The sequence below is a fragment of the Olleya sp. KKT75 genome (assembly GCF_055635485.1).
The window spans coordinates 2,198,497-2,215,466 of the sequence record NZ_CM145759.1 but is presented as its reverse complement, the minus strand read 5'-3'; the positions used below and the strand labels follow the sequence as shown (position 1 = coordinate 2,215,466).

10 protein-coding genes are annotated in these 16,970 nt (G+C 35.0%); 6 read left to right on the top strand and 4 right to left on the bottom strand.

The window, feature by feature from the left end; genetic code table 11:
* Nucleotides 1-71 precede the first annotated feature (71 nt).
* On the bottom strand, nt 72-7,268 hold the full coding sequence (locus ACZ2G2_RS09805) for a T9SS type B sorting domain-containing protein (protein WP_470391969.1): 7,197 nt from the start codon (nt 7,266-7,268) through the stop codon (nt 72-74).
* Between the two features lie 46 nt (nt 7,269-7,314).
* Nucleotides 7,315-7,791: a hypothetical protein gene (locus tag ACZ2G2_RS09800; protein ID WP_470391968.1), complete on the bottom strand. Its 477-nt coding sequence runs from the start codon at nt 7,789-7,791 to the stop codon at nt 7,315-7,317.
* A 198-nt stretch (nt 7,792-7,989) separates the two neighbouring features.
* Between ACZ2G2_RS09800 and folE the strand changes: the two genes are divergently transcribed.
* The 6 genes from folE to ACZ2G2_RS09770 all read left to right on the top strand — a co-directional run bounded on the left by folE (nt 7,990) and on the right by ACZ2G2_RS09770 (nt 12,913).
* Entirely contained in the window at nt 7,990-8,667 is a 678-nt protein-coding gene (gene folE / locus ACZ2G2_RS09795) for a GTP cyclohydrolase I FolE (protein WP_090841173.1), read from the top strand.
* Between the two features lie 9 nt (nt 8,668-8,676).
* Nucleotides 8,677-10,161, top strand: a complete 1,485-nt coding sequence (gene cysS / locus ACZ2G2_RS09790; RefSeq protein ID WP_470391967.1) for a cysteine--tRNA ligase — start codon at nt 8,677-8,679, stop codon at nt 10,159-10,161.
* Nucleotides 10,162-10,204: 43 nt separating this feature from the next.
* On the top strand, nt 10,205-10,426 hold the full coding sequence (yidD, locus tag ACZ2G2_RS09785) for a membrane protein insertion efficiency factor YidD (protein WP_090841177.1): 222 nt from the start codon (nt 10,205-10,207) through the stop codon (nt 10,424-10,426).
* A 187-nt stretch (nt 10,427-10,613) separates the two neighbouring features.
* Entirely contained in the window at nt 10,614-11,543 is a 930-nt protein-coding gene (gene lgt, locus ACZ2G2_RS09780; protein ID WP_470391966.1) for a prolipoprotein diacylglyceryl transferase, read from the top strand.
* A complete protein-coding gene (locus ACZ2G2_RS09775) occupies nt 11,543-12,046 on the top strand; it encodes a DUF192 domain-containing protein (RefSeq protein ID WP_281847655.1) in 504 nt (167 codons plus the stop codon). The genes lgt and ACZ2G2_RS09775 overlap by 1 nt, the downstream gene beginning before the upstream one ends.
* A 9-nt stretch (nt 12,047-12,055) precedes the next feature.
* Nucleotides 12,056-12,913, top strand: coding sequence for an alpha/beta hydrolase family protein (locus ACZ2G2_RS09770; RefSeq protein ID WP_470391965.1), 858 nt, complete (start codon nt 12,056-12,058; stop codon nt 12,911-12,913).
* Nucleotides 12,914-13,142: 229 nt separating this feature from the next.
* Here the strand turns inward: ACZ2G2_RS09770 and secDF are convergent, their stop codons facing one another.
* Complete coding sequence (gene secDF / locus ACZ2G2_RS09765) at nt 13,143-16,157, bottom strand: protein translocase subunit SecDF (protein WP_101203411.1); 3,015 nt, start codon at nt 16,155-16,157, stop codon at nt 13,143-13,145.
* Between the two features lie 155 nt (nt 16,158-16,312).
* Nucleotides 16,313-16,903, bottom strand: coding sequence for a hypothetical protein (locus ACZ2G2_RS09760; RefSeq protein WP_470391964.1), 591 nt, complete (start codon nt 16,901-16,903; stop codon nt 16,313-16,315).
* Nucleotides 16,904-16,970: the final 67 nt, after the last annotated feature.

Sequence of the window (16,970 nt, the reverse complement as noted above, 5' to 3'; positions counted from 1 at the left end):
GTATAAAAAAAAAGCCTGAACATTTATTTGTTCAGGCTTTTTTTGTTGATAGCATGTTGTTTCTATAACACTTATCGCTTTAAGGTAAAGTGTGCCTTAAATTGTTTTTTAGTATTATCTGGATCATTTGGTTCTCTATAATCTACAGTAAACCAATAGTCACTGGTTGGCATTGGGTTACCATTATAAGTTCCATCCCATCCTAATCCTGTTGGGCTTAGTTGTTTTAATAACTTACCGTATCTATCAAAGATATAAATCACTGCATCTGGTTGATCTCCGATACCGTAGATATTCCATGTGTCATTAAAGCCATCATCATTTGGTGTAAAGAAATGTGGGTAATCCATTATTGATACCGGTAAACTTGTTTCTCCACATCCATTAATATCTCTTACGGTTACCACGTGATCTCCTGCGCCTACATCTGTAAAGGTGTATGTACCATTGTTTGGCACGTTAACTTCCCATGGACCATCGTCAATACTAAATTCGAATGCTGAAACACCACTTCCTGTTGCTGTCACTAAAATATTGTGTACTTCAGCAAAGGCTTCTGTTAAGACTTCGGCCTCTAGTGTTGGTGGTTCGCTTTCTTCAACTATAGTTGTTGCTATTGTTTCGCACATCGTTGTACTACTTGAGCTTATGTCCGTAACAATTACAGTATAGTTACCGCCTTGTGTTGGCTCTAAACTACTTCCTGTTTCTCCTGGGATTGTAGTAGTTTCTAATAACCACTCAAAGCTATAATCGGTTGTGTTTAATCCTGTGTCTATTATTGGCGCACTTACTACTTCTGTTCCGTTAGTGTTAATACATAATATGTAACTAGCCTCTAACTCAACTTCTGGTAATGGGTTTACTTGTAATGTTACTTCTGCTGTTTCGTAACACACTGAAGTATCTACCATAGCACCTGTTCCTGAACCATCATCTGCCATAGTATCGTTATCTACACGCACATAAACCACTTGTGGGTTAATCGTGTTTTCATATAACATTGGTAATGGTGATACACCTGCATCTGCATCTGCTTGACTAACATAGTAGCTTACAATATAGTTTGCTGGATCTTGACCATCTAATACATCAGGATTTAATGTTGTTAAATCAAATGGCATACTGTCGTTTGTAGTATCGCCATCTGTTTCCATAGTATCATCACACAACTCATATAAAATTGGAGTCATATCAGGATTGGCTTGTGCTGCTTCCTGTACTTCGATTGTAAAACTTGTTCGTACATCACAACCTGTTAGGTTATTGGTAATATCTACCGAAATTACTTCTGGGTTAGTGGCATTGGTGTAGTTTGATGGTGTTGCAATGCTAGTCCCATCGGCTGCGAAAAATGTTACTGTAAAATCTGTAGCGCTTTGCGTCCCTAAGATTTCGTCTATTTTAGTTTCTAAATCAAAAGCATAAGCCCCATCATTAAATAACTCGCAATAAATATAATCTTCAATTGGGCTAACTTCTGGTAATGGATTAACTATGATATCAAAACTAACAATTGTATAACATCCTGTTCCACCTGTTCCTATTTCATCGGTTCCGTTAGTCACACGCACATAAATAGTTTGTGGTGTTATAGCGGTTCCTGGATTTGTAGGATCTTCATTGCTATGCATTGTTGGGTCAACTATTGGTGTTGTTCCCATTAATGCCTCATCTAAATCTGTGTAGTAACTTAAATGTCTTGGGTCGCTTGGATTACTTCCTTCTCCGTTTAAAATTACAGCTGCGTCTTGTGTTAAATCAAAAAGCTCTATTAAATCGTTTGGTCCTACCACATCTACATCATCACATAATATAATATCATTTGGATTTTCCAATGGTGTTGGATTTGGTAACACACGGATGGTTAATGTTGTGAATGAGAAACATCCCGTATTAGAATCGGTAACTCTAACATAAACCGTTTGAGGGTTTGCAGGATTAGTTCCCACCATCATGTTGGTATATAATGTTGGGTCTGCAATTACGTTTACATCTGCTTGTGCATCTGCTTGTGTTTCGTAATAAGCAACTGTCCAACTTACGTTTCCTGCGGTGATTTCATCATCTTTAAGTGTTAAATCAAATGTGGCCATGTCATCATTATTTTCATAATAATTAACATCTAATTCGTCACAAATAGCTAATGGTGTTGGCTGTACTAATACTGGTGGAAAATCCACTATTATTTCGAATTGCCCTGTTGTGACACAACCATTGGCATTACTTACTAATCTGATATAGATGGTTTGTTGTCCACTAGTTGTATTGGTATAGTTACCCGTGTTTACTATTGGACTGTTTCCACTTGCTGCGTTTAATGCTGTAGTATGATAGGTTAATGTAAAATCTGCAGGGTTTTGTGTGCCTAAGATTTGTGGTGTCATTACCGTATCAAAATCAAATTGATTAAAACCATCATTATTATCATCACACACAACATAATCGTCTAGTGTTACTGGTACTACAGGAGATAATTGTACTTCTAATGGTAAAACAACTATTGTAAAACAGCCTGTAATATCATTTTCTGCACGTACATATACCATTTGGTTAGTCGCTACAATATTTGTGTATGGACTAATTAATGGGTTGATAGCACTAATAGCATCTGCTTCTGTTTCGTGGTAGCTAATACTTACGTCTGGTTCTCCATTTAATATACTTGACGTTTGGCTATCCAAATCAAAACTTGCAAAACCATCGTTATCAATATCACATTCTAATAAAGCTGTTGGATTAGCTTCTGGTGATGGTGTTGGGTTAACGTCTAATCTAAAGGTTATTGTACTAACACAACCGGTAATATCATTTTCTGCTCTTACAAATACAGATTGTGCATTAGCGACATTAGTATAAGGACTAAAGATTTGATCTGAAGCGATTGCATTGTCGGCACCTGCTTGTGTGAAGTAATACGTTAATGTAATTCCTGTTTGACCATTTAAGATTTCTGCATTAGCATCTTCTAAGGTAAACTCTTCCTGCGCTAACGCTGGTACTTCACCTGGTAAATCGTTATCATTACATAAAACTAATGGTGATGCTTGCAATAATACTGGTAATGGATTTACTATTAAGTCCATTGTTGTTATTATAGAACATCCGTTGGCATTGTCCGCTATTACGACCCAAACAGTATCCATATTGGGTGTCGTATTAGTATAAGCGTTTGGTGTTGCTATAGCATTTTGAGGTACTGCTGCGTCTGCTGCAGTCGCATAATAGGTAATGCTATAATCTGTTGCTGCTAAATCGTTAGTGGCATCGGCATCTAATTGATTAAGTATTTCCGGATTATTTAATTCTAAATCAAATTGCGCTAAACCATCTGCATCCGTATCACAAACTTCTAATGGACTTGGGTCCGTAATTTGTGGTGTAGGATTAACAATTAATACTAATTCTTCAAAACTAGCACAAGACGTGGCAATAGTTGCACTTTCCACACGAACATAAATGGTCTGTGTGTTCTCTGAAATATTATTATATGGACTTGTTACCGGGTTAACATTAAGTAATGCATCACTAGATGTTTCATGATATGTTACTGTTAATCCTGGTGCGCCTGCTGTAATTTCTGCTTCAGCATCTGTTAACATAAAAACACCATAACCATCACTATCTGGATCACAGAATGTTAAATCTGTAGGGTCAAATGTTACTGGCGCTTGCTCTACTTCTAACTGTAATGTTGTTGTTGTAAAACATGTTGTATTAACATCCATAACTCTTACAAATACAATTTGTGGGTTACTAATATTATCGTAAGGTATTGCTAATGCATCAGTCCCTGAATCTGCTTCCGCTTGTGTTAAATAATAACTTACTGCGTATGCAGGGTTACCTCCACTTATTTCGTTGTTTTTAAGACTTAAATCAATTGAAGTTAAACCATCAGGCGTACCATTATCACAAACAATTAAGGGGGTTGGAGTTACCGCTACAGGTTCTGGATAAACCGTTACTGCAACATTAGTCGTTGTAGGACAAGCTCCATTAGTTGAATAATCAATACTATAAGTTGTATTAGAAATACCTCCAGTAATTAATCCGGAAGCCGCGTCTAAAACAACAGTATCTCCTGCTGCTGGTGGTGAATTAAAAGTAAAAGCACCTCCTGTTAATCCTGTAATAGTCGCTATTGCACCATCACAAGTAGGAGTATATGTAAATGAAGAGTCATCTGCCGAAAGTACATTCAACACCTGAGTGCTAGTCCCTGTACAAGCACCAGCTGTGGTATACTCTATAGTATAACTTGCTCCTGGTGTTGCAGAAGTTACCGTTCCGGTATTCACATCTATAACAGCTGAATCTGAAACCGCAGGGTTAAATGAATAAGTCCCGCCAGATGTAACTACAGAGTCCACTGTACCTCCATTACAATCCGCTAACACTGTAAATCCTGGATCATCTTGATTTAAAACCGTTACATTTTGGAAACTATCATCTGGACAAGGTCCTGACGTGGTGTACTGAACAGTATAAGTTGTTCCAGAAACACCTGAAGTAACCTCTCCAGTTGCTACATCTATAACTGCACCATCAGAAACTGATGGATTAAAAGCAAATACACCTCCAGTGTCTCCAATAATATTCATTGTTGCTCCATCACAATTTTCAATAACAGAGAATGTTGCATCTTCCGAAGTAAAAACGGTTACATCTTGAGTACTACTTTCTGGACAACTTCCTCCTGTAGTATATTCAACAGTATATGTTGTACCCGATGTACCGGCAGTAATTGTTCCGGTAGCTGCATCAATAACAGCTCCATCTGTAGGTATTGGATTAAAAGTAAATGTACCACCTGGAGTAGCTACTGTATCTACTGTACCTCCATCACATGTTGGTAACATTGTAAATGAGGCATCGTCAGTACTCTGAACAAGTAAAACTTGATCTGTAGAAGACGGACATACGCCTGCTGTCGTGTGTTGTATTGTATAACTAACACCACTAAGTCCATTAGTAACTTCTCCTGTAGCTGCATTTATTGTTGCACCATCTCCTAAATCAGGATTTAGAGTAAATGTTCCACCTGTTGTGGCAACAGTGCCAATAGTTCCACCAGAACAATTTGGCATTACTGTAAAAGAGGAATCATCATTTGCAGTTACAATTAGGTCAAAAACAGGTGTTGGAGACGCAATATAACATGCAGCATCACCAACCACTTGGACTCTAACATAAATAGGTTGTGGATTTACGGTATTGGTATAATCACTAACTAAAGCAGTACTTGCTATTCCCGCGTCTGCATCTGCAAAACTTAAATAATAAGTAACAATAAAGTTAGCAGAAGATTGTGTCCCTAAAATAAATGGATTTTGACTTTCTAAATCAAAAGGTGCAAATCCATCATTTGATGCGTCATCACAAGTAACCATGTCTGGCGCAGGATTAATTGTTGGTTGAGTCGTTATATTTAAAGTAAATGTTTCCGTTTCAAAACAACCCGATGTTAAATATTCTATTCTAGCATAAATAGATTGAGGCACTCCTAACACAGCAGTAGAACTATAACTATTTGGTGTTGCAATCGCTCCTGTACCACTTGTTGCATCCGCTAGACTTTCGTAATAAGTGATGTTTAAATCACCAGCTATAGCAGATGAAGCAGTCATAACAGCATCGTTTTGAGTCAAATCAAAAACATATGGTGCAGCACCTGGATTACATAAAAACAAATCATTTGGTAAATCATTATCTATTTCTGGTAAAACATCGATACAAACAACTTCAGTATATTCACATCCAAAATCATCCGTAGTTCTATAAGTGTAACAGTGTGTACCCGCTGTTGCTGGTTGCACCGTAATATCATTACCTGTAGTCGCAGTAATTGAAGAATCTGCATCCCATCCTTCTGTCACCGTTGTTGGTGTAAAAGATAATTCTGGCGGTTGTAATGCTGGATCAAACTCAATACTCCAAGAAAAGATATACCCATTATCAGCTCCTATATTATCTACTACTCTAATGGTCCAATCTCCATTTAATGGACTCCCTAATAAAGAATTAAAACTCTCTACAGGTAAATATGTACCTGGTGTCCAAGAATTCCCTGGTGGGTTTGAACCAGCCGTAACCGTAGTAGCATTAGCTAATAAAACTGTTCCCGACATAGAAAAACAATAATCTGCACCAACTCCAGGAATATTTGAATTATCATCATTGGCACCTCCAAAATAAGTACCACCGCCAGATTGACCAAACAACTGCACTTCTAAGCCTGTAGGCCCTGTTATAAATATATCTAAATCTCCTGAATAGGAATGCTCCATATTAACACAAACACTTGTTATTTGATTAATATCCGTTAAGGTTAAAGAAGACTCATAGCAATCCACTGTTATAGATGTTTCGTAAGATGCCCCGCTACCATCAGGTAAAAATGTTGTACCACTTACTGGTGGTGTACAGTCATTAATAAATTGTACTGGATTTACAACGCCATTTAAAGTTGTAGAGTCTCCAAAACAAATAACACTATCCACTGCATCAGTTCCTGTAAAATCAGGAGTTGTACCAACTTGTATTACTTGATTAATTAGATTAGTATTATTACAACCGTCAGGGTCCGAACTAGTATTAGCATCAGTAACATTTAAATTAACAATATACACCCCTGGCGTACTATAAGAAAATGTTGCCGATTGTCCAGCAATAAAATTACCATCACCTAAATCCCACTCGTAACTAGCCCCAGTACCATCTACTGAAAATGTTGCGCTTCCGTCTAAAGTAATAGGCTCATCCGCACAAACTCTAATATAACCATCACCATTTGGTGCTGGTGTTGCTGTATCTATTTGAGATACTATTGTTTGACAAGGTTCAAAACAAGAAATGGTTGCTGCCCAACCTGAAGCATTGGGTGCCCCATCCGAGATAAACTGAATCGTTAAGCACCCTGAAACGTTATCTTGAGTCGCACTTACAAAACCAGGGTTAGCCGATGGGCCACCTCCCGAGAATGGTCCATAAGCCGCTGCAGAAACATCATCACCATTAAAAATGTTCATAACATCCGTGTTCAGTCCTGTACTAAAAGCGGTAAAATCTAACTGAACTAAATTACCCGGCGTATCTGGACAAATAGTTAAAATAAAACTTTCGTTATCACCATAATTAGCTGATGGCCCTCCCGAATCGTAAAATACACCACCACATTGATTAACGGTAGCGGTTTGCATTAATACATCTTGAGAGAAAGCGATAAATGAATTTAATAATATAAGAGCTACTAAAAACTTTTTCATTGGTATATGTTTATGATATAATAGTCAGTGTAATCTAACTAATAAATTATTTTCTAAAGGTTTGCGATTTGATAATTATGAAGTACTCCGTATTATCAATTCTATATATGCTAGAACCTACTCCAAAAAACTGAAGGTTATATTTTAACACATTAAAAGTTGAAGCATCATAAGATGCATCAGCTACAAGGTTTTTATTATAATTATTAAAAAGACCAACCTCACTTAGCAACTTATACTTTGCAGTATTACCAACTAAACTTGTTATTTTCTCAATAGATACTCTATTTCTAAGTAAATGCTTAAAATCTTTAATACGCTGAGGGTAACTTAACACATACGTTTGTAGCTTATCTTGATACACTTCTTTAAGCATAGCCATCTCTGATGCTGTTAAAGGTGCCTCAACATTTTTGTTGTATTTAACTAATTGTGTTTTTGCTTTTTTTTCAGTCTGTGCCTCACTTTGTTGAGAAAACAACAATAAGCCAAATAATAGGGTATAGAAAACGCTAAGTCTCATGGTTTTTTTAGGATAAAATTAGATTCGAAAATTAAGAAAATTTTAATAAACAATATGTTAATACCGTTATCTAATTAACTTTTTTTTTACACTTATACATATAACAAGTACATTTAACAAAACCCTACCCTCAATCAAATTTATTTATTGTTTATCTTTGCAAACTATTTTAAACACCATTTTACAGACTTTATTTAAATGAAGATTGAAAACAATATAGACGACAACGATGCTATTGGCGAAAACCATATTGGCACAAATCACGATACTCCATTAAGAGCCGATGCTTTTGACTTATCAGATGCTGATAAAATTGAGAGCATAAAAAAAGACGTCACTAAAATATTAGAGACTTTAGGTTTAGACTTAACTGACGACAGTTTAAAAGGTACACCTAACCGTGTTGCAAAAATGTTTGTTAACGAGATTTTTGGAGGGTTACACCCAGATAAAAAACCAAAAGCATCGACTTTTGACAACAAATATCAATACGGAGAAATGCTAGTAGAAAAAAACATAACCGTTTACTCTACTTGCGAGCATCATTTACTTCCAATAGTAGGACGCGCACATGTTGCTTATATCTCCAACGGAACTGTAGTTGGACTTTCTAAAATGAATCGTATTGTAGATTACTACGCAAAACGCCCACAAGTACAAGAGCGTTTAACAATACAAATTGTAAAAGAATTACAAAAAGCTTTAGGTACGGATGATGTTGCTTGTGTTATAGATGCAAAACATTTATGTGTAAACTCTAGAGGAATTAGAGATATTGAAAGCAGCACAGTAACTTCAGAATTTGGAGGGCAATTTAAAAAGAAATCTACTAGACACGAATTCTTAGAATATATTAAACTAGAGACAAAATTTTAGTAAACAGCAATGGAACTTTACAAACATCAAAACATAAAAATATACAACTCTTTATCAGGAGAAAAAGACAACTTTAAATCTATTAACGAGGGTTATATTGGCATGTATGTTTGTGGACCAACCGTTTACAGTAACGTCCATTTAGGAAACGTTAGGACCTTTATGTCCTTTGATGTGATCTTTAGATATCTTAAACATCTTGGATACAAAGTCCGCTATGTTAGAAATATTACCGATGCCGGACATTTAGAAAATGATGCGGATGCTGGCGAAGATAAAATTACTAAAAAGGCAAGGTTAGAAGAGATTGAACCTATGGAAGTTGTACAACGTTACACAGTAGATTTTCATAACATATTAAATACATTCAATTTTTTACCACCAAGTATAGAGCCTACTGCAACCGGTCACATTATTGAGCAGATAGAGTTAATTAAAACCATTATTGACAATGGTTTTGGTTACGAGGTTAATGGCTCTGTCTATTTTGATGTACATAAATATAACCAAACTAACAATTACGGTATTTTAAGTAAACGTAAGTTAGAAGATTTAATACATAACACTAGAGCACTAGACGGGCAATCGGACAAGAAAAATCCACAAGATTTTGCCCTTTGGAAAAAAGCCGAACCTACGCATATCATGCGTTGGCCATCTCCTTGGAGTGACGGTTTTCCTGGATGGCATTTAGAATGTACTGCTATGAGTACTAAATATCTTGGGGATCATTTTGATATCCATGGTGGCGGAATGGACTTAAAATTCCCGCATCACGAGTGCGAAATTGCTCAAAATCAAGCAGCACTAGGAAAATCTCCAGTAAACTATTGGATGCACGCCAACATGCTAGAGCTTAACGGACAACGCATGTCTAAATCTACGGGTAATACTGTAAACCCTGACGAGTTATTATCCGGTAATAATGCCTTTTTTAGTAAAGCCTATACACCAAGTGTTATTAGATTTTTTGTAGCACAATCATCATACCGTAGTATTTTAGACCTTACTGATGACGGGTTATTAGCCAGTGAAAAAGGGTACAATCGTTTAATGGAAGGCGTAAGCCAACTAGACCATTTAAAAACATCAAAAACATCTACATTAAACATTGACGCTTGGAAGCAAAAATGTTACGATGCCATGAATGATGATTTTAACACACCAATTGCAATTGCAAACTTATTTGAAGGAGTTAAATACATCAATCAAATAAAAGAAGGAACTGAGACAATTTCAGCGCAAGATTTAGAAACTTTTAAAGCAACAATAAACGCTTTTGTATTTGATATTTTAGGATTAAAAAATGACAAAGCAGCAGCCGGAACTGGAACAGATAAATTAGCTGGAGCCGTACAACTATTAATCAAATTACGTCAAGAAGCTAGGATCAATAAAGACTTTGCTTTATCCGATCAAATCAGAGACGAGCTAGCGGAAGCAGGAATACAACTTAACGATGGTAGAGAAGGCACAACCTTTTCTACAAACTAAATAAATTACCCAAGTCCTTTCTTCAAGAAAGGACTTTTTTATTATGAAAAAAATAATAATCGCACCATTCCTCTTTTTAATTAAGGTTTATCAAAACCTCATCTCTCCATTTACACCCGCAACTTGCAGATACCAACCTACCTGTTCAAGTTACACCAAAGAAGCCTTACAAAAACACGGATTACTTAAAGGATTAAAATTAAGCATTAAACGCATTTTTAGCTGTCATCCATGGGGCGGTAGCGGTTACGACCCAGTACCCTAATTATTTGGGCGTTTTAACAGGCTGTCCGTTATATCTTTTTTAAGAAAAATAAAAAAGGATGCCACTTCCATCCCTAACGCCTCTGCGACAATATTTAGTAATAACATTAATTTATTGCTAAACCTTTGCAAAGTAATTCTGATAAATACAGCATAAATACTATATTTACAACTCCAAAAAACAAACTATGTACATACTTAAATTTGATTGGAATCCTTTAACAGGAATCGACATAATAGGTAATTTTAAAATACACTTTTATAGCTTAATGTGGATAGCAGCATTTGTTATCGGGCACGCCATAATGAAACGTATTTTTAAACGCGAAAAAATAAATCTAGAATTTTTAGATCCTTTATTTATATACACCGTTTTAGCAACCATGCTTGGTGCACGTTTAGGACATGTTATATTTTATCAACCTGAATTATTTACTAAAGACTTTTTTAGCGTCTTTTTACCGTTTAAATTTAAAGGCGGAATTGAGTTTCAAGGCTTTCAAGGATTAGCAAGTCACGGAGCAGCAATAGGTATTATTGTCGGGATGTACTTGTACCGCAAAAAATACAACTACAAATCTTTAATGTGGATTTTAGACCGTATTGTTATACCTGTAGCTTCTGGAGCTATTTTTATAAGATTAGGTAATTTTATAAACTCAGAGATTATTGGAAAAGTAACCGACTCTGATTTAGGCGTTAGATTTGTACAAAACTTTTATAATAAATATGAAATTGTACAAAAAACAGGTATTGAAGACGTTAAAAAAGCCTATGCTTCTATAACTGATAATCCAAATATGGTAGAGCTATTAAACGCTGTACCTTATAGACATGCTGCACAATTATATGAGTCGTTTTGCTATATTTTTGTATTCTTAATTTTATGGTTTGTTTATACTAAAACAACCAAAAAAGATCAAACTGGATTTTTATTCGGGTTCTTTTTAATACTACTTTGGAGTGTTAGATTTTTTGTCGAATATGTTAAAGAACCACAAGGAGACGAATTTATTAATTGGTTTGGACTTAACACTGGACAATGGTTAAGTATTCCTTTTATTTTAATTGGTCTTTATTTTATGTTTATTTACAAACCAAAAACTGTTATCAAATAATGAAACTATTTTTAAAACCTTATACTCTTATTTTAATTGTGCTTATCGCGTTTAGCGTTTCATCTTGCAAAGAAGACAAAGCTATTACACCTGTTAAAATAGAATTTAAAAAAGAAGGAGAACTAACCCTTTTTAAAGGCACTACAGACACAATAATTAAAGTCTTTAATATTGAGGTAGCAAAAACGGATTACGAGATACAAACCGGTTTAATGTACCGTGACAGCATGAAGGATAACCAAGGGATGTTATTTGTGTTTCCAGAAGTAAGACAACGTTCTTTTTACATGAAAAACACACGTATGCCTTTAGATTTAATCTTCTTTGACCACAACAAACGTATTGTTAGTTTTCAAGAAAACGCAAAACCAATGGACGAAAGCGGTTTACCGTCTAACACGCCAGCACAATTTGTTTTAGAACTTAACGCAGGAATGGCGCAAAAGCTATTACTTGATGTTGGTGATAAAATGGACTATTTTGAGTACATCTTAGAAAAGTAAATTAATCTTATGTCTATTGAAACTTTTAAAATACAAACTGGCTTAAACAGATGTATTTCGGTTTCAAAATTCAAACCAAAATTATCTAATAACAAAAGCATTGTTATATCATCCGCAACAGGTGTTTTACAAAGATATTATTCAAAATTTGCTTTACATTTTGCGGTATTAGGGTATACTATTTACACTTTTGATTATTCAGGCATTGGAGACTCTGATGCCAATAATTTAAAAGAAAACACGTGTAACCTTAATGATTGGGCTATTGACCAAAGCAAGGTTTTAGCTTTTGCAAAAAAAGAAAATACAGCACACAACTTAACACTTGTTACACATAGTATTGGTGGGCAACTTATTGGATTAAATCCAAACATTAAGTTAGCAGATTCTATTATTATGGTTTGCTCTCAAAGTGGCTATTGGAAATTATTTAATGGTTTTGCACGTTTTAAAATGTATACATTTTGGCATGTATTAATACCTGTTCTAACACCTTTATATGGTTATTTTCCTGCTAAACATTTAGGTCTTTTTGAAAACATCCCAAAACAAGTGGTGTACCAATGGAGAAAATGGGGCCTACATCCTGAGTATTTCCTTTCGGAATATAATACCAACGATTTACAGTTTAAAAACATTACTTGCGACGTTGTATCCATAAGCTTTCCTGAAGACGCGTTTGCTTCTAAAGCCAGTGTAGACTGGCTAACTAATAGATTTAGTAAAGCTACTGTAAATAGGCAGCATATTATCCCTAAAGATATAAATACCAATACAATTGGTCATTTTGGCTTTTTTAAAGAGTCTTTTAAAAATCCACTTTGGTCATTTACTAAACATTGGATAGAAAAAAACGACTTAAGCTAATTAGCCCGCGTTAAGGATTGATGTGGAAATCCTATTTGTGAGGCACGAGCAAAAAGATTGTAACGGAAAGCCTGACGCACTTTTGCAACTAAAAGCAAAAGTGGGTAACGTCCTAAAAAATCATATGGATTGATTTAATAAGATTACTTAACTCTACTCGCAATGACGCAAAACAAAAAAGCCTTTCTAAATTAATAGAAAGGCTTTTTTTATACTGTTTAGTTTATGACTACTTCACTACTGTTTCGTCAACTACTACTTCTTTCTTTTTTAATGCGTCTGCTGCATTTCCTTTTTTAACAAAGTCAAACATGATTGGCGTTGCTATAAATAAAGATGAGTAAGTACCTACTACTACACCAATAATTAAGGCAAACATAAATCCTCTAATTGAGTCTCCTCCAAAAATAAAGATTGCTAATAATACTACTAAAGTAGTTAAAGATGTATTTAACGTACGACTTAATGTACTACTTAATGAGGTATCAATTACTTTATCAAATGCCCACTCTGTATGCTCGTTAAAAAATTCACGAATTCTATCAAATACTACTACCGTATCATTTAATGAGTATCCAATTACTGTAAGGATTGCTGCTATAAATGCTTGGTCGATTTCCATTGAGAATGGCATAAACTTGTATGTTAAAGAGAATACTCCTAATACGATGATAACATCATGGAATACTGCTGCTACTGCACCAAGTGAGAATTGCCATCTCTTAAAACGGAATAAGATATATAAGAACACTACAACTAAAGATCCTAAGACCGCCCAGAAAGACGCTTGCTTAATATCATCTGCAATTGATGGACTTACTTTATATTGATCCATAATACCTACTTGCTTATTAGCTTTAGATAGGTCTTTAAAATCTTGGAAAGAAACACCTGTTAAATAAGGTTGTAATGCATCAAACATTTTAACTCTTACTTCTTCGTCAATTTCGTTAGCTGTTTCGTTAATTTTATATTTAGTAGATATTTTTAAGTTATTCTCGTCACCAACAGTTTTTACTGTAGCACTTCCAAAAACATCTTGAGAAGCTAAAATACCTTCTATTTCTGCTGCACTTACTGGCTCTGCAAATCTAACCTGCGTTGTACGTCCTCCAACAAAATCAATACCTTGATCTAAACCATTCATGAATAAAGATCCTAAACTTATAACTAATGCTACTGCAGAAATCATGTAAGCAACTTTACGTTTTTTAAGAAACTCTATATTAATGTTTCTAAATAAGTTTTTAGTTAAACCTGTTGAGAAGTCTAATTTTCCACCTTTGTCTGCATACCAGTCTACTAATAATCTAGTAATAAAAATTGCAGTAAATAATGATGTACCAATACCTATTAATAAAGTAGTTGCAAATCCTTTAATTGGACCTGTACCAAATATAAATAAGATTAATGCTGTTAAACCTGTTGTAATGTTGGCATCTAAAATTGAAGATAATGCATTACTAAATCCATCTTGGATGGCCGCTTTTTGATCTTTACCTTTGGACAACTCTTCCCTGATACGTTCAAAGATAAGTACGTTTGCATCCACAGACATACCAATTGTTAATACAATACCTGCAATACCAGGTAACGTTAATACTGCTCCAATACCTGATAATACACCAAAGATTAATAAGATGTTAAATAACATTGCGATGTCTGCAAATAAACCTGCTTTACCGTAGTAAAATGCCATCCATATTAAAACTAATGCTAATGCAATACCAAAAGACATTGTACCACTATCAATAGCTTCTTGACCTAAAGATGGTCCTACTACACTACTTTGAATAATCTGCGCACGAGCTGGTAACTTACCTGCACGTAATACGTTTGCTAAATCCGTAGCTTCGCTTAATTTAAAGCTTCCAGAGATTTCTGTACTTCCTCCTGCAATTGGTCCAGAGTTTGAAGTTGGTGCAGAGTATACTGTTTTATCTAAAACAACAGCAATTTGACTTTGCGTTTTAAAAGCATCACCCGTCATTTGCTCCCAGATTTTTGCTCCTTTACTGTTCATTTGCATACTAACTACAACCCTATTACCTTGGTCATAAGATTGACGTGCATCTGTAACTACAGCTCCATTTAATGGTGGCTCGTTATCTCTGTTACCTTTTAATACATATAGGTCTATTAACTCACTATCTTCAGATGGCTTACCGAATAAGAATTTAGTGTACCTTAAGTCTGCTGGTAGTAACCCTCTAACTTCTGGCATTGCTAAGTAGCTAGCTACTTTTTCTCTATCTGCAATATTAAATTGTGCTAAAGTTGCACCAAAACCAGGTCCTGCAATTAGGTCTAATAATGGGTTAACTTCATTAATAGTTTCGTCTTGTTCTCCTGTAAGAGCAGCAATTGCTTTTTCCTCTTCAGTCATTTCTTTTTCTTCTGCGTCTGCAGTAGCGTCCGTCTTAGTAGTAGCGTTTAATTTAGTTTTTAATAAATCGTTTGCAGATAATAAAAACTGGCTAAATTGCTCTCCTTTTAGACCTTCCCAGAACTCTAACTGTGCTGTTTGAGTAATTAACTCTGTAGCACGTGCTACATCTTTAACACCTGGTAATTCTAATAATACACGTCCAGTGTTACCTAAACGTTGGATGTTTGGAGACGTTACACCAAACTCATCAATACGCTTACGTAATACTTCAAAAGCAGAAACGATTGACTCGTCAACCTTTGTTTCTAAAACTGCTTGCGCATCACTATTAGACATATTTAAGTCAATTTCTCCAACTAAAGATCTGTTAGCAAAGATATCTGGAGATGCTAATTTTTTATCTCCGTCAATATCTTCAAATGCTGTAAAGAAATCTTCTAAGTAGGTGTTTTGACTATCTTTTTGGATTTCGTCTGCATCATCTAATGCTTTTCTGAATGTAGGATCCTTACTATCGTTTGATAATCCTACTAATAAATCTCTAACTGAGATTTGTAATATTGCTTCTAAACCACCTTTAAGGTCAAGACCTAACTTCATTGAGTTTTGCTTAACGTCCTCATAAGTGTTACCTAAGAAAACGCTTTCTTTTGAAGCTGCTAACGTATCTAAATACTTAGCCGCATACTCGCTTACTAGATTGTTACGGTCTGTTGCTGAGGCGTCAATCTTACTTTCGGCCACTTGTGCTGCACTGTTTTCAATCGCATTATTTTTAAATGTGAAAGACAGTTGGTAAATACTTACCAACCCAAACAATACTGCAAATAATTTTACTAATCCTTTATTTTGCATGGTTTTGTTTATTTAGTCATTTTTTTTGATCGCGCAAATATATGGTATGCACGTAAATTTGACAATTATTTTTAATGGTTTAAAATGAATTATTTATGACTCCAATAACGCGATGTTTTGAAGTCTATAAGGTAATATGATGTTATTGAAAAATATTAAGCAGTTGGTCCCGCTCTGCCTTCTGGTATATTGAAGGTCCCCTTATCTATACTAATAGAGATGTTAGTATTTACTTTTTCACCAACCACAATAGGTTGATTTAATTGTATAATGTTTTCTGATATGGCAGAAAAAGATACCGTAACCTGAGAGGCTCTAGTATATTCTTGTTTTGCTTCGACAAAATATTTACCATCAAAACCTGCACCGGACTGGGTTGTAGTTTTAATTTCAAAAACATCAAAGTTGTAATTCTGGCTTTGTGGATTATCAGACGGTTTATCTTGTCCAATAAGTTTGATTAACTTCTCTTTTAGTAAAATAGCTTTTACACTGGCAACAGAGGCATCACTATAATACGTGATTTTTAGTGTTCCGTTTTGCTCAATAACTGATGTGTTTTTTACACCAATACTTTTAAGTTGGCGTTTTACAACAGCAATAGTAGTTTCTGTTTGAGAAACAGAGGTTTGGTTATCAGTAAATTGAAAGACAATTTGCTGATTAGGTACAGTCATTTCTTGTTGACAAACAACAAAAAATGCAAGTGCAGTGATTACAATACCAAAGTACCATTTAGACTTCATGCCTCAAATATAGAAAATAAGGTGATAGTACTATAGTTTTTAAGCAATTAAATAAGGTTATAACGCA